Consider the following 15976-nt stretch of genomic DNA (forward strand, 5'->3'; position numbering starts at 1 on the left):
GTGTTTCCACTTCAAGAACGACAACCTACCTACCGTTGTTTTACTGGCTTACGGCTCTCAACAAAGAGGCAGTTGGCATAATCACCGAATAAAGTTGGATTTTGACGGGTACGATCCTCTATAAGCGATTATCACAATAAATCGAACTCCGTTATCGTTGCATTCATCAAACAAATAGAGAACAGAACCATGAATACCATGCCGCATGAGCTTGTGTGGGATGAAGTCTACTTCCCACCGCTGTTATTGGTTATCGCACTGGCTTACATACTGACAATGCTAACAGGGTCAATCGCGACACGGTTTGGCCTTCATAAGTACGTCGCCTTTCCTGCAATAGCAGAACTGAGCTTGATCGTGATTTTTACTGGCGCTATCGGCCATTTTATTACCATTTTTTGAGGCACTTACTGTGATCAAACGTTATCTCATCACACTTTTATTATTGGCTGCTGCGGGAACTGTGGTTTATAGCTATTACCAGTCGTACTCAAGTAACCCATGGACCAGAGACGGACAAGTCAGCGCTTATATCGTCTCGATTACACCTCGAGTCACGGGTCAAGTCATTGAAGTGCATGTCGAAGACAACTCGAAGGTAAAAAAAGGCGATCTTCTTTTTGAGATCGATCCGAGTATTTACAAGGCGACCTACAGAAAAGCACTTGCGACTCAAAAACAAGCATTTGCCCTACTCGCCAAAGCCAAAAACGAAGAGCAACGCGCGTTGAATTTAGAGAAAAGAACGCCCGGTGCCGTGCCCGTGCTGACACTAAACAACTTGAACAACGCGGTAGAAACCAGCGCCGCAAATGTCGAACTGGCAAAAGCGAACGTAGAAGAAGCACATCTCAACCTTGAGTACACCAAGGTATATGCGCCTACTAACGGCTATATCACCAATCTGAACCTACGTGTTGGCTCTCAAGTTGTCGCGAATTCACCTGTGGTTGCGCTAATTGATGAAGATAGCTTCTGGATTGAAGGTTATTTCAAAGAGACTGATTTAGTCGGTGTCGATGCTCAGGACACTGCTTATGTGACCTTAATGATGCACAACAATGTTCAGCTAGAAGGACATATCAAAAGTATTGGTTTTGGTATCGCGAAGCAAGACGGCAGCACAGGTAATGATTTATTGCCAAACGTGAATCCAAACTTCCAATGGATACGCCTAGCTCAACGCATCCCTATCAAAGTGAAGTTAGACAAAATACCAGAAGACGTACAACTGCGTGTTGGTATGACTGCCTCGATCAAAATAATCAAAAATAGCTAGGTGATTCTTATGTTCACTGCATCGACTAAAGACGCGATTAAAGTCGCACTCTCTATAGTTATCGCAATCTGCCTAGCGTTGTGGTTTGGTTGGGAAAAACCGTATTGGGCTGCGATAGCCGTCGCAGTGATGGCATTGAACGAGAGCTTCGCCCATTCAATAAACAAAGGCCATAACCGGTTAATGGGAACCTTGTTAGGGACCGGTTATGCCTTTTTCCTCATTGCGATGTTTTCACAAGATCGATTTTTGTTTCTAACATTTCTTACCGTGTTCTTGGGCACTTGTATTTTCATGTCTAGTGACGAGAAATACGGCTACATCTTTTCAATAGGATTTACCGTGTGTTCGATTGTTGCTTGTCTGGGCGGGTTTGATAACCAAACCACCTTTCACTTTGCTGTACTTAGACTTCAAGAAACACTATTAGGTGTTGTTGTGTTCTCTATTGTGTATCGCATCGTGTGGCCAGTGAATACTGAACTCAACTTTGTACAACGTTTCGAAACCAGTAAACAAGCGTTGTTAGTTGCGATGGAAAAAACAGACAACATCGACATTGCCGCACTTGAAAGCAACACCGCGAATATTGATAAGCTGTATCAACTTTTAGATCTGCCACTGACCGGAAGCTACCACCTTAAAGAGAACATCCAAACATGGCGCTTGCGTATCGATGAAATGGCACATATCCAAGATACATTACTCAAACAAAGTAACAGCGAATCAGACTTAGATATCCAATGGGCAGTTCTTACTCACAACTTGAAGACGTTCGATGTATTAACACCAGAACAATCTCTTGTTGAGGGTGAACTCAATGTCATAGGTGATCATAAAGACGTGTCTTGGCATCATGCACATCGCACGTTTGTTGAACATTTGAATGAAGATGGGCGCAAAGTGCTGCAAGGCGTGTCGATGTTTATCACATCGCTGTTGGTTTGGATTTATCTTCCAGTTCCAGGTGGTTTCATATTTCCTATGTTAGCCGGTGTATTCTCTTCTATGGTGCCGACCATGCCACCAAGCGTTATTAAGGACGCTTTTTATGGTGTGTTGGGTACAGGGTCGGTGGTTCTGTTGCAATACATCTTTGTGATGCCATTAATGACAGAACTATGGGAGCTGGGACTATTCTACTTCCTTAACATTATGGTGATATGGAAAGTGTTCGCGACACCTAAGCTCATGGTACACCGAATATTGGGTATTAACTTATTAGTTGTTCTCACATCTGGTGCGCTCAACCTCACACCTGTTTATGGAATTGAAACGCCACTTTTGATGCTCGTAAACATTTTGATTATTCTGATGATAGCGAAGTTGTTTACTGATCTATTTAGAGTGAGGGTAGCTGCTTAGAACTAAATGCGCTTAACAACTCACAACAAAACGGTCTGCCAAGTATTTTTACTTCACAGGCCGTTTTTTTATCTATTGAAAATCATTATAAATCAATTGATTAATGCTAATTATTACTAAGTGAGGATAGCGTCCATCAAAAGCGATTAACGCGATCTGCCACCTCCTATTAAAATCCTCTCATTGATTGACGCAATGCATTTTTAGTCGCGACATTCACACTAGCAATCCTAACGGATAAATACATAACAACTGAACACGACGTTCAGTATTACATCGACTGTTTGAGTCTCGAAGGTTTGAGGCCACTCAGCGTGGAAACCGTCATGAGTTTTTTTGAAATACGCACCAGCGCCTGTAAGACCCATACTCTTTCTGTGTTAGCGAGCGCCCTATTACTTACCACCCCCAATTTTGCGTCTGCGGCAGAAACCAATACTTACAGCGAAGTTATGGAAAAAGGTCGAGCACTATTTGACAAATATGGCATCAGTCATGATTTACCAAAGCTAGCAATCAGTTCGCTCGTACAGGGCGAACACCTAGTTGAACACGCACATCGAACCATACAAATTGGCGATGAGGTTCGTGACTCAAGCGTCTATCTGATAAAAAACACAGACAGCAAAGGCAACATCGACCTGCGCGTCAAATACAACCCGCAAGAGCTGGATGAAAACGAAAAACTGATCGATGAAATTGAAGAGTTTACGCGCACTGAGTATCGACTAAGAAATTATGCAGAAAGCTTCGATCCATCGTCAGTGAAAGTCAATGAAAAAGACAACGGCGACGTGACCATTAGCTTCAACTATTCGAAATACGGCTTACCACAAGACATCGCCTATTTCCGTTTCTTGAATGTTGATATTGAACTTGTAGGCGGCACACCAAAACGCATGGTAATCACCAACGACAAGCCATTTAATCTTGGTAAGTCAAAAGTCGATACCTATTACCAAGTGATTGATTTCCAAACGTTAGACTCTGGTAAAGTCGTTATTGAACGTAAGACAACTAACATCGAGGGTACGTCTAAAACGAAACCGATGACCATGAGCGCTGTAACTGAACCCGTCGCAATTTATGAAGACGACAACGGCGTTAATGTCCTGCATGAAGAGCGTCTAAAAGAAGTTTCAGATCCTCGTATGCAAGAAGCGAGTGTTAAGTTAGATCGAGTATTCCCTTTAATGGGTGACATGGTGCGTCGTCAAGGTATCGATTTGCCATTACCATTCGGTGTTTCAGTTGCTTATCGCAATCAAGACATGAACCTTCCTATGACCGATTACGTGATTGGCGGTGTGCGCTTGAATGACCTGTTCGACCCTGAAGATAGCGTTGCAACGGTTAAAGCAGAAAGTCTTTCAATACGTGGTGATGTGAATATTCTGCCGTTCTGGAATGTATTCGGATATGTAGGAAAGGTAAACGTTGACGCGAATGTTGATGCCTCTTACACCGGCGCTGCGGGAGAATATCTACAAGATAAACTCAATAACAAACTACCTGGTCTAGGTGACAAACTATGCGAGGGCGTATCAGCACTGTGTAACAGTGGGCGTTTAAATGTACCACTGCATCTCGAATATGACTTACGCGGTGCGGGTACAACACTATCTGTTGGTTACAAAGAGTTCTTTGCATCACTGACCGGCACCTATTCACAAACCCGTCTGAAAGGGATGGATGATTGGGGTGACGGCATTGTCACGATTCAGCCAATGTTGGGCTACCAATTAGTTGATTATCGCGCTCAATTCTTCGTTGGTGCTGAATACCAAGGTTTAGATTCACGTATGCAAGGTACTGTAAAGACAGACGATATTGAGTTTGATTACGACGTTGGTGTCGACATTAACCAGTGGGCATTTTTAACCGGAGTCAACAAACAGATTGGCAAGCATTACAACATGACCGTGTTGTACAACAAAGGTGAAACTCGTTCGGCTGTGACATTGAACCTTGGCTATCGATTCTAGAACGTTTGATCTTCTAGACCTAATAAGCTCTTAGCTCATTGAACTCTGATATCGGTGTAAATCTCACGTTTACTTGCGCCGACATCATACCAACGACATTGCACCCCCTTGTTTTCAACAGAGAGCAAGTGAAATAAACAACCACGTCAAACGCACCAATGATGGAGCGAATCACCTGATGGAAGGACAGGTTTGACGGTATCGATGCGCTGTTCGTTACTTTACCAAATTTTATTGTGGACACCTTTTTTATGACTATTGCATATCGTTCTCTCATCGCGCTCGCTATTGCGGCCGCTCTTGCTGGCTGTGACACAGACGTTGAACCAACGGTTCCAAAGCCAGATAAACCTGAACCTCTCGTACCTGCACCTGCAGAAACCTTTACCACTCAAATCGGCGATGTGATGATTACTGCGACCAAAGAAGAGCTGGTGATTACATCTAATACCGAAGACGACAAACTGGCTTCTGTTGAGTCTTTTAAAGGCATTAAGTTTGCCGACGCAGAGCGTTTTGAGCACAGTGACATTGTTGATCTTGAGGGTGACATTGATGCGACTGCGTTTGGTGATGCTTGTCCTCAATTAAAGACCGTTTCACAGATACAATCTGAAGACTGTTTGAACCTTAACATCTGGCGTCCAGTAGGCGTAGATGCTGATGCTGATCTACCGGTTTATGTATTCATCCACGGTGGTGATTTTGAATACGGTTCTGGTGCAGAGCCGCTCATCCAAGGTGATACGGTTGTAGCGCAAGGCGCCGACGAGGGTAACCCGTTTATTTACGTGACATTTAACTATCGTCTAGGTCTACTGGGTTCAATGTGGGTTGACCATGAAATGGGCGGTAACTTTGGTATTGGTGACCAAAAGCGTGCGATGCAGTGGGTTAACAAGAATATTGATAAGTTTGGTGGTAGCACTGAAAACGTCACTTTGATGGGCCAAGGTTCAGGAGCGATGTCGGTTGGCATACTTCAACAAGATAACGTAGTCGATTCGATAGTTAATGCTGATGGTGACGTAAAGTACTTTGAACGCGCTATTATGCAGAGTAACCCATACGGTTTTGAATATAAAAGCAATGCAACAGCACAAAATAGTAGTGTTGCTGTATGCGAGGCATTAGAGACAACCGATACGAAGCCTGAGCTGAATGGCTTGAAAGTCGCTTTAAAAGCTATACTGGCTTTAAACATATTGCCAGAGGATATTCAAGATACTTTAGAATCTATCGCTGATGATCAGCCATATTTAGCACCTGTAACTGTATGTGCAGATGACTCTATCGAGCAGCAACAAAATTTAACACTAGACAAGATTCTCGATGCGCAACGTAACACCTTACTTTCACCTGTAAACAAGGTACTAAATTGGGTTGAAGGCAGTGTGTTAGGGGTCATAAATGATGATAACAATACTCCAATGTCGAATTTATTGCCATTTGCACCATATATTGACAGCAATGGTACAAATCAAGGTTTACACCTGACCAGCCAACCGATATCAGAAGATTTTTCTGTACCGACAGTCATTGGTAACAATGAAAAAGACGCGGATACGATGGCTATGCTGCCTAGTCTGACATTCCTAATTCCAACCATTTTGGAGCTATTAAAGGAAGATGTAGACAACGGTACTTTTGAATCGCTAAGCGAAAACAATCAAGGTTTAGAACTCGCGGTATGGCTGCAACTTGATGGCAATAAGCAACGCATTATCGATATGGTGTCAGCAATGTCTTCTGAAGAAGTTCAAGCGCAGATTGAACTCGGTGATGTGCTGAATTTACTACCATCCACCGCATATGAAGCCGTGACCAAGCTATTTTTTGGCCTAGGTAACTCTGACATGAACAACGAATTACTGGAACTTGCAGACTACAAGCCTGAGTTGGAAAATGAACTGGGTGGTGCAACACAGAACATGACTGAGTTCAAAATGCTGATGAATGACATGCTATTCCAAGCGCCAGCACGTAACCAAGCGATTCGTTCAACTGAAAATGCAGACGTATACGCGCCAGTTTCAATGTACCATTTTGCGTTCAAGCCTAGCTTCAACGTTTGGACATACAATACTCAAGGTGAAGATGGCGATTTAGATATCGGTGACCTGCTAAAAACGTTTGCTTGTATCTCCGGTGCTTGTGGTGGTTCAGAACTGCCGTTTATTTTCAACAAACCGTATAAACTAGACGGTTCAGAAGTGAGCCTAAGTTCAAAAGACCAAGCTCTGATGAACGACATGTCTCGCCTATGGTTCAGCGACAATCTGTTTACAGACTATGAGTACAGCCAGCAACAAGATAACGTACTGTTCGTCGATGGTGATGGTCAAATAACCATTGAAGACGATTGGGATGCTCTATTCAACGAATCTGAAGATGGCAGTATGCCTAACGGTAGACTTCAAGGCTTAAATGATCTTGGGCTAACCTTAAAATACATGCCTGATTACGAAGTTCCTAACCAGAACTAACGCTTAGTCACCAATCACTCCCACAATGGCCAGTTGTCTGGCCATTGTCACCTATACCCTATTTTTACGGAACATCACAATGTACTTCACACGTATTCACGCGCTGATAGTGCTATTTTTGTCGATCTTAGTTACTGGCTGCGCCCAACCTTACCCCGATGTTGAACCCGACTTCGAAGCTAACTGGCAAAGCACAGAACATCAAGCCGAAGTCTATTTGATCCCGAGTGCGCCTGAAGCCTTTGCGCGCCGCATTGATCTGGTTCGCCAAGCAAAACACTCGATTGATATGACTTACTTCTCTTGGGAAAACGACACTCTGGGTCTGATGCTGTTAAACGAGCTGAAACACGCCGCTGACCGCGATGTGGCCGTGCGCCTCACACTGGATGACTTGTTGGTATTCAATGACAAATGGCTTGCGGAGTTGGACTCACACGCCAATATTGAGATTCGACTGTTCAACCCTTTTGAGTCACGTAAAGCTGGCTGGATTGGTCGTGCGCTCAACTTCTCTACTCATCAAAAACAGTTAGATAATCGACTGCATGAGAAATACTTTAACGTTGATCACCAATCGATGATCCTCGGTGGGCGCAACATCGGTGATGACTACTTTGGCTACAGCGAAAGTGCCAACTTCTTTGATATGGATGTGCTGTTTAAAGGCGACGTGATTGCTGCTTTCGACCGAAACTACCAAGCGTTGTGGAACAGTGAGCATGTAGTGCCAATTCAAGAACGCATTAAAATCAAAGAGAAAGAGCAATACCAAGCGTTCACCAAAGCGTTGAACAAAGGTGAAAAGAATCAAGCATTGATCACGTCTGAAGTCGAAAGGCAGATAAAGAGCTTAAACCAACCGAAGTTCATTTCAGCCTCTGTCACGCCGGTATTTGACTCACTGGAGAAACTCAATGACAACAAGCCCTACTTTCGCCAACGTATTGAACACTTGATGAAGCAAAAAGTACCGACACCTTCTAAGGTTATTATTTCTACGCCTTATATGGTGCCAAGCGATAACAAGTTTGTATTCGTCGATGCACTTAGAGAGAGCGAAGCCGAAGTCACCTTACTGACGAATTCATCGGCTTCTAATGATTCGGGCTTTGTGCCTGCGTATTACGAAAAACACCGTGAGACTCTACTCGACAAGGGCGTAAGTATCTATGAGTACAAAAGCCAAGCGATCAATGATGATCACTACTTTCATGTTGATACCTACTACCACAACAAGACAGTAATTTTAGATGAGCGTGTCACCTATATTGGCTCTTCTAACTTCGATCCAAGATCAGACTTTCTCAACGTTGAGTTTGGAGTGTTGGTTGACAGTGAAGAGTTTGCGAAGCAAGTGACACACTACTTAACACGTCAGAAAGAGGAGTTGTTCTGGGCTGTGTCGCGAGAACAATCAGGTGACACCATCTGGGCTTCAGAGGAACAAATCCATACTAAGAACCCGAACTACAGTTCATGGAACAAGGTACCTGATTGGTTATTTCGAAAAATGAATGGCGAGTTCGAGCTTTAAGTGTTCAGCTTCGAATCTTAATTTTTAATTTTCTCCAGTCCAAATGTAAAAAAGCCGCGTAATTCGCGGCTTTCTCATGTTTCAAATACACGTATCTGAGCTTATAGACGGTAGGTCATCGCTCTTTGGGCTACGTAGTTCACCATATCAAGCGTTGTGAAGATCGAATTAACATCATTAATGTTGTAATCCACATGTCCACGCTCCACATATTGCTCAGCGAGACGGTAAATATCAACGACACGCTCAGCTACCGCTTCCATAGGATCAATAAAAGTGACTGTTGGAAATGCCGTTTCAAGTTGCTTTCTAACCAAAGGAAGTTCCGTGCATCCCCAAATAACCGTATCAACGCCCTTCTCTACGATGGATTGAATCGCTACAGCAAGCAGTGCGGCATTACGCTCAAACTCGCCCGCTTTGATCCCGTTGGTTTCTCGGATTGCTTGTCCACACTCTGTCATCTCACCGGTTACTTCACCATAGATAGCACTATGCACGTTATGCTCTTGCTCAAAGGAATCTGGCTTAACGAACACCAGATTCGCGTCCGTTAGGTAACGATCATAGATTCCCGAATTGTATGTGCCGTTGGTACATAAAATACCAACAACAGATTCAGAGTTCTGCTCTTTGATTTGATCAACGGTGGTTTGAAGCATGTCGACGATATAAACGTTGGTGTGCTTTTGAACCTCAGGTCTAAAGTAATGAGCGGTGTTACAGGTCATTACGCCAAACTGAACATTGGCATGTTCTAAAATGCACGCTGACTCAATCAGTTCAGGCACAGGATCGGTACCGCCTTCGTTAATCACTTCAGATCGATCGGGGATATCTGAGTTTTTCACCACTATCATGGCCATGTGGTCTTAGTCTTTAAGTGCGCCGTGTTCAGTTTCTTTCTTGGCGACGATATCTTGGAACAGAGCATCTGCTTCAGGGCCCATATTACCAAATACACCGAATCGTAGCTTTTTCATTGTTTTTACCTTTGTGTTTGCTAAAGCACAAAGGTTATTACGCTCTTTCGATTTACTTGAATCCTATTAGATGGTTCGCATCCTCGCGAGTGCATAAACAGCGTACAAAAATCAGAATTGAGTACCCAAGGAAAAATGAATACGAAATTCGTCGCCTTCAGGCGCATCTAAGCCGTAAGCAAAATCGAGCTTAACTGGCATTAACTGTGAGTTCCAAATCAAACTCACGCCCGTCCCACGCTTCCAATCCGCTTGTTGATCAAATGCATCACCCACATCAAGAAATGCGCCCAACCAAATTGAACGATAGACTTGATGCTGATATTCGAGCCCAGCAGTTAACATATAACGTGCCCCCGTTAGTTCACCATTCTCGTCTCTAGGGGAGATAGATTCGTAACCATAACCTCGCAGGTTTCCATCGCCACCAGCAAAATACCGCAGTGACGACGGCACATCAGATAATGATTTGGCAATGTTGATGCCTACGTTGGAGCGGAAATGGAGCTTCTGCCTGTCACTAATATCCCATGAAAGGACACTGTTTCCTTCCAACCGCAACAGCCTTGAGTCAGAGAACAGACTAGGGTCAGAATACTCGACAGAATAGATGTGTCGATGATTGAGCTCCAACTGATCATTTTTACGATCAACCTGAGAAAAACTGATGCCAGGTAACAGTAATTGCGATTGCTCTTCCTCAGACGCCTGACGGTACTGTTCGTGCAAGTATTTGACATAAATGGTGCTTTGCCAATCACTGTCTAATTGCCAGTAACGTTCGAACTTAAGATCGTTTGTAAAGCTATTGGTGTCTCGGTGATCAATTCGTTTCGATTCAAACTGAATACCAAAGTAATCCGTTGTGACTTTCTCTGTGGGGATTTTGTACCCCAACTGAAGTGATTGCTCCTGTTCAGACAAATATGTCTGTGTTTCAAAGCTGTGGCCTCTCCGGTTATACCAAGGCTTTGACCAACTGAGAGAGGCGCGTAAACCGAGATCTGTAGAATAGCCGCCACCGACCTGCACGATATTTCGAGAACTTGGCTCGGCAATGATTTCAATTGGAACTTCTAGGTTGTCATCAAGTTTGTCAAAGTCACCATGTACGATGACACTTCGAAACCATTGAGTGTCTGACAAATCAGATTGCAGTTCACCTAACTTGATGGTGTCAAAGTCATCACCTTTTTTAAAGGTGGGTATTTTCTCGATACGAGTAGGGTCAACCCCATCATCAGGAATACTTATAGAACCGAACTTGTAGCGTGGACCACTTGCAAAATACAAGTGTATATTCGCGATGTTCTCGCTAGGAATAACTTCAATCTTTGACTCGATAAACCTGCCGTCAAAATAACCTTTCCGCTTTGCTAAAGAGAAAATCGCACGCTTAGTTTGGTCATATTCTTGGTGAGACAAAGTTAAACCTGAGCCTAACTTGCTTTGATTGAGTATATTGATGAACTCCGCATCTAGGCTAGCTTCACCTGTTATTTTTACTATCGATTCTGCGATGCGCATGACAGGACCAGAATCGATGTTAATGATCACGTTATCAGAATCATTGAGGTCGATATCGAGCTGTGGGTGATAATAACCATAAGGGTTGAGTGCATCTTGAATACGTTTAGATAGCTTCGTTTTCGATAGCTGTGATGCAGGAACATCGGCTAAAGGTTCTAAATATAATTCTACATTTTCGGTGAGAGTTTTATTAACCCCTTTAACCTCAAATTCAGCAGCACTAGAAGAGTGTTGGGTAAACAGGAAAAATGAAGTGGCCAGCACTAATTGTTTAATCGAGGTCTTCACGCGGTTACCCAATTGCTCAAAACCCGAACAGGTTATGAGCAAAGCGTTAAATCGCCGAATCTCTTATGGAGGACGCTATCCTTCGAACGGCTTATCGGGTTGTTTAACACTGCAACAGTCGTTTATTAACGACTCAAATCCCAGCCCTACAGACACAAAAAAGGCGCAATTAAGCACCTTTTGAATGTCTATTACTTATTGATTTATATGGCTTGCTGATTTATATGGCTTGCTGACTCAAGATCAGTTGTTGTTCAGCCACACATCTTGGTTTTTTGGAGCTTTCTTCTTCTTTTTCTTCTTGCCAGTACCGGCCGGTGGCGCAACAGGTTTTAGTGCTGCGATCAGTTCAGCTGTCGCTTCTTCATCCACTTCAAAGCCTTCAATTTGCTCACGCTCAAGACGAATCTTGTTCTTCTTCTCGATGATTTTGAAGTGGTGGTAATCTTCGTGATCGATCAGAGATAACGCAAGACCAACTTCACCTGCACGACCACTTCGGCCGATACGGTGCATGTAGTCTGACGGGCTACGCGGTAAGTCAAAGTTGATTACCACTGGAAGCTTCTCAATATCCAGACCACGTGCCGCGATGTCTGTCGCGATCAGAACGTCAATCTCGCCAGATTTGAAATCTTCTAGGATACGAGTACGTGAACCTTGCCCTTTATCGCCGTGGAATACTTCTGCGATGATACCGCGCTTGTAAAGCTTGTCTGCTAGGTGCTCACAGCTGTTCTTCGCATTAACGAAGATCAGAGCTTGGCGCCATTCATGTTGTTGAATTAGGTGTGCGAGTAACGCTGTCTTGCGACCTTTTTCTACTTCGAATACACGTTGAACCAGTGTGCTCGCATTGGCACTTTGAAGTTGAACTTCAATTGGATCGCTTAGAAGTTCGTGAGTCAGCGTTTTAACTTGCTCTGGGAAAGTTGCAGAGAACAACAAGGTTTGTTTTTTGCTCGGCAAGAGCTTCAAGATTGCATCAAGTTCTTCGGTAAAACCTAGGCTTAGCATTCGGTCAGCTTCATCAAGCACTAACGTTTTCACTTTGTCTAACTTGATAGCGTTGCTTGAAATAAGGTCAAGCAGACGACCCGGTGTTGCCACCAAGATATCAGTGCCGCCACGTAGCGCCTGCATTTGAGTGTTTACCGATACACCACCAAACACACAAACCGTTTTAATCGCGCCATTGAAATGCACAGCGTAAGATTTAACGCTGTCAGCCACTTGCTTAGCAAGTTCACGAGTAGGAACCAAGATAAGGCCAGAAACAAAGTTACCTTTGCCTGAACGACGGTCCAGAGGGGCATCTTCATGAATCTTTTGTAACAGCGGCAGTGCAAATGCTGCAGTTTTACCTGAACCCGTATTTGCACCTGCAATTAGGTCGCGTCCTGCTAACACACTTGGAATAACTTGCGCTTGGATAGGCGTTGGCTGTTGGTATTCAAGCTCAGATAAACGAGCCATCAAAGGAGAGATTAAGCCAAGATCAGAGAAGTTGGTTGGTGTAGTGGTGTTAGTCATTAATTGCAGGAACTCAAAGCTAAAATAATAGCGCGCTATATTAACGTATTTCAGCAATATTACGTAACTAAATCGCCCTTTCGCTTCTATTTCACTGATTAATATCCGTCAGAAGCGAAGTTATCGATGTGAGAACCTCGATACTCGCCGTACCAACTTCGTCTAAGAGTATTCCAGCTACACAATTGTCGTGGGTTGCAGTTAGTTCAGCCAACCTGCTACCGTTTGTTCCGGTGCATACGAATTCGGCTCGGTTAACCAAACAGCGACTGCGTCTGGTGTAGCGACAAGTGGCTCAAAATTGATATTAAATTGCCATTCAGACTCACCACGCTGATAACCATCGTAAACCACAACAAAATCATGTTCGAGTTTCTTACCCCTGTTCTCACCCGCCTTAACGCTGGTGACTTCGTTCATCGCCAGCAAAGCTATATGAGCAACATAATCCCCTTTGCCTTCGTAACTTACGCTGAACGTATCGCCTTTATAGTTGACCGTTAGCTTGGGGTTATTTTGTTGTTTGAGCGAAGGCAACGTTCTGTCTAACCAGTTAAAGTAACCGCGCCACTCTTTTCCATCGACAACAAAGCCGGGGGTGTAAACCCCACTTGTTACTCCATAAGCTTTGTACAAGCGTTGCTTCTGACTAAACGCCTTACTCGCGAACTTGTCGCCCCAACCTAAGTAATCCCAATAATCGACGTGATAGGCAAGCGGAATAACTTGTGTCCAAAGTTTTGGATGGTCTTCAAAAGTACTGAGGTACTGATCAGCAGGTGGACAACTTGAACAACCTTCAGAGGTGAAGAGCTCGATAACCTGTGCGGGCTGGCCTTCATTACTCCAGGTTTGTGCAAGCGACACTGAGGAATAGAAGCCGATCGGTAAGGCAAATAAACAAAGTTTAATCAATGATGAATTGCGTTTGGCGTGTGACATACCGAGATCCTTGTACAAAGCGAATTGAATGGCGCTCAAATACAGACCGTTATGCCTAGGTTTTTCTTTCAGGTGCTTAGTTTACGAAGAGATTGAGTTTATTTCAGATACAAAAACGCCAGCTTTAGAAGCTGGCGTTTTCTTAAAATTCTATATTTACATGTTAACGCTGAGATTAACGGTTAATACCGATATCGCGTTGCATGTGACCAGATAGGTCGCTTGCGTAGTAACTACGTGGAGAGTTGTCTACGAAAAGAATATCGAAAATGTGTGCAATCAATCCTTTGAAGTTAACCGAGTAGGTTTTCTTATCCATAGAGTTAGGAACAGCGATAGTATTCATTTGTACTGCTTGAGCCATGATTGCCTCTCTATAAATTTATTAATGTGTTTCGTTCTGATGACAAGAATAATAGGTGATATTTTGCAGGTTAAAAAATGACTAAAATTAGATTTTGGGATTAGTTTTTCTAATAAAACAAACCATTAACAATGCCACAAAATAGATATGCAGATTATGTGATTACAAATTCAATATAGTGTTTAAATCATGCATTTAGTACAAATACCCCGCAAACAACAGTGGCCAATGTCACAGAAAATTTACATAAATAAATTTTCCACTTCATCAGCCACGTGTTCATTATCGACTTTTCGATAAGTTATATTTGTTTTTAATTTACTTGTTCAATGCCTGGCTTCTTCGCATAAACCGACGCTATAACCGCAATCGTCATCGTAGAAACCAATACCGCCAATGACCAGTAAGTTGGGATAGCCCACTCGCTATCAACCAGAAGCATTTTCACACCAATGAACACCATGATGAATGAAAGCGCGGGTTTCAAATAGATGAACTTGTCCATCATACCTTGCAGTACAAAATACAACGAGCGAAGACCAAGTAACGCAAACACGTTAGCCGCAAGTACCAAGAACGGTTCTTGTGTTACCGCAAAGATCGCAGGGATAGAATCTAATGCAAACATCACGTCCATGACTGCGATCGCACCGATGACCAACATCATTGGAGTGAATGCCCATTTAGCACCCTGTTTAACCATTAATGCAGGACCATGGAAGTCCTCTGTTACCGGCATCACTTTACGAAGTAGCTTTTCAGGCAGAGTATTCACACTCTCCTCTTCGCCCTTGTCTAATGCCAGCTTAATACCTGTACCAATCAAGAACGCAGCGAACACGTAAAGCACCCAGTGATATTCCGCCAATAGCTGTGCGCCTAGTGCGATCATAATTGCACGAAGCACCAATGCACCAATTACGCCCCAAAGAAGCGCACGAGGTCTTAGATGCTCAGGAACTTGGTATTGAGCAAAGATCATCGCAAAAACAAACAAGTTGTCTACGCTAAGGGATTTTTCTAACAAGTAACCCGTAATGAATGACACGGTTGCTTTTTGCGCTGTGTAGTCACTGTTCGGCGCATAAATGTCCCAAAATAGGTAAATCGAGCCAGCAAACAAAAACGCAAGTACAAACCAGAAAACACTCCAGATTGCCGCTTTCTTGATAGTAACGTTACCGCCACGAGTCTGATAGATATCAATAGAGACGAGAATAACCGTTAGCAGGAAAAAGCCCGCATAAGTCGTCATGATTGGCGATGAAAAAAAGGATTCACTATTTGTAGATAATAGAGATTGAGTTGAGTTCATTATTCCTCCGGGCGGAAGAACTGTACAAAGACCTTCCGCAAACAAAGCATATCAAGCTCCATTACGGATCTTGACTGTGATTGCGTTGGTCTCGTTGAAGTGAAATATGGGATTTCACTTTTACATACCGGATAGACTCTTGGCCTAACGAGATGACGATATGTAAACTTGCGCTAACTACTCCCCAAACGCGTGGATAATAATCCTCTGGTTGTGTTTCGTCTATATAAATTTGCACGGAAAAAGCAAAAAAGGAGCAAACGCTCCTTTCTGATTGATGCCACTTTGTCAAATAGACACGCGAATTGATTCTAAGAATAAATTCGCAAGTCAAACACACTATTGCACTGCGTAATGAAGTTGCAAAAA

12 protein-coding genes are annotated in these 15976 nt (G+C 43.4%); 6 read left to right on the forward strand and 6 right to left on the reverse strand.

The genetic code is table 11. The annotated features are described in order from the left end of the window. Window positions 1-189 precede the first annotated feature (189 nt). The 6 genes from AB6E30_RS03960 (at window position 190) to AB6E30_RS03985 (ending at window position 8652) form a co-directional block, all read left to right on the forward strand. Window positions 190-402, forward strand: a complete 213-nt coding sequence (locus AB6E30_RS03960) for a DUF1656 domain-containing protein (protein WP_017059802.1) — start codon at window positions 190-192, stop codon at window positions 400-402. A gap of 10 nt (window positions 403-412) precedes the next feature. Beyond that, entirely contained in the window at window positions 413-1279 is an 867-nt protein-coding gene (locus tag AB6E30_RS03965; protein ID WP_017059803.1) for an HlyD family secretion protein, read from the forward strand. A 9-nt stretch (window positions 1280-1288) separates the two neighbouring features. After that, window positions 1289-2644, forward strand: a complete 1356-nt coding sequence (locus AB6E30_RS03970) for an FUSC family protein (protein ID WP_102319722.1) — start codon at window positions 1289-1291, stop codon at window positions 2642-2644. A gap of 326 nt (window positions 2645-2970) precedes the next feature. Beyond that, window positions 2971-4629, forward strand: a complete 1659-nt coding sequence (locus AB6E30_RS03975; RefSeq protein WP_104216369.1) for a hypothetical protein — start codon at window positions 2971-2973, stop codon at window positions 4627-4629. Between the two features lie 251 nt (window positions 4630-4880). Further along, window positions 4881-7115: a carboxylesterase family protein gene (locus tag AB6E30_RS03980; protein ID WP_372102679.1), complete on the forward strand. Its 2235-nt coding sequence runs from the start codon at window positions 4881-4883 to the stop codon at window positions 7113-7115. Between the two features lie 79 nt (window positions 7116-7194). Beyond that, window positions 7195-8652: a phospholipase D family protein gene (locus AB6E30_RS03985; protein ID WP_372102681.1), complete on the forward strand. Its 1458-nt coding sequence runs from the start codon at window positions 7195-7197 to the stop codon at window positions 8650-8652. A gap of 101 nt (window positions 8653-8753) precedes the next feature. Here AB6E30_RS03985 and AB6E30_RS03990 read toward each other — a convergent pair whose 3' ends face one another. From AB6E30_RS03990 to AB6E30_RS04015, 6 genes are all read right to left on the reverse strand, one after another. Then, window positions 8754-9518, reverse strand: coding sequence for an aspartate/glutamate racemase family protein (locus AB6E30_RS03990; protein WP_017070494.1), 765 nt, complete (start codon window positions 9516-9518; stop codon window positions 8754-8756). A gap of 228 nt (window positions 9519-9746) precedes the next feature. Further along, window positions 9747-11465, reverse strand: coding sequence for an autotransporter assembly complex family protein (locus AB6E30_RS03995; RefSeq protein ID WP_102319724.1), 1719 nt, complete (start codon window positions 11463-11465; stop codon window positions 9747-9749). Window positions 11466-11696: 231 nt separating this feature from the next. Continuing rightward, entirely contained in the window at window positions 11697-12986 is a 1290-nt protein-coding gene (locus AB6E30_RS04000) for a DEAD/DEAH box helicase (protein ID WP_017059810.1), read from the reverse strand. 201 nt (window positions 12987-13187) lie between these two features. Further along, window positions 13188-13928, reverse strand: coding sequence for a DUF1223 domain-containing protein (locus tag AB6E30_RS04005; RefSeq protein WP_017059811.1), 741 nt, complete (start codon window positions 13926-13928; stop codon window positions 13188-13190). A gap of 175 nt (window positions 13929-14103) precedes the next feature. Next, entirely contained in the window at window positions 14104-14292 is a 189-nt protein-coding gene (locus tag AB6E30_RS04010) for a hypothetical protein (RefSeq protein ID WP_017059812.1), read from the reverse strand. A gap of 313 nt (window positions 14293-14605) precedes the next feature. After that, window positions 14606-15607, reverse strand: a complete 1002-nt coding sequence (locus tag AB6E30_RS04015) for a TerC/Alx family metal homeostasis membrane protein (RefSeq protein WP_017059813.1) — start codon at window positions 15605-15607, stop codon at window positions 14606-14608. Window positions 15608-15976 lie beyond the last annotated feature (369 nt).

The organism is Vibrio sp. 10N.247.311.12 (assembly GCF_041467515.1).
Taxonomy (GTDB): domain Bacteria; phylum Pseudomonadota; class Gammaproteobacteria; order Enterobacterales; family Vibrionaceae; genus Vibrio; species Vibrio crassostreae_C.

Bases quoted from the DNA above. Each gene is read 5' to 3' on its own strand.
- AB6E30_RS03960 (WP_017059802.1), top strand. From the start codon at position 190: ATGAATACCATGCCGCATGAGCTTGTGTGGGATGAAGTCTACTTCCCA.
- AB6E30_RS03970 (WP_102319722.1), top strand. From the start codon at position 1,289: ATGTTCACTGCATCGACTAAAGACGCGATTAAAGTCGCACTCTCTATA.
- AB6E30_RS03975 (WP_104216369.1), top strand. From the start codon at position 2,971: ATGAGTTTTTTTGAAATACGCACCAGCGCCTGTAAGACCCATACTCTT.
- AB6E30_RS03980 (WP_372102679.1), top strand. From the start codon at position 4,881: ATGACTATTGCATATCGTTCTCTCATCGCGCTCGCTATTGCGGCCGCT.
- AB6E30_RS03985 (WP_372102681.1), top strand. From the start codon at position 7,195: ATGTACTTCACACGTATTCACGCGCTGATAGTGCTATTTTTGTCGATC.
- AB6E30_RS03990 (WP_017070494.1), bottom strand. From the start codon at position 9,518: ATGGCCATGATAGTGGTGAAAAACTCAGATATCCCCGATCGATCTGAA.
- AB6E30_RS04000 (WP_017059810.1), bottom strand. From the start codon at position 12,986: ATGACTAACACCACTACACCAACCAACTTCTCTGATCTTGGCTTAATC.
- AB6E30_RS04005 (WP_017059811.1), bottom strand. From the start codon at position 13,928: ATGTCACACGCCAAACGCAATTCATCATTGATTAAACTTTGTTTATTT.
- AB6E30_RS04010 (WP_017059812.1), bottom strand. From the start codon at position 14,292: ATGGCTCAAGCAGTACAAATGAATACTATCGCTGTTCCTAACTCTATG.
- AB6E30_RS04015 (WP_017059813.1), bottom strand. From the start codon at position 15,607: ATGAACTCAACTCAATCTCTATTATCTACAAATAGTGAATCCTTTTTT.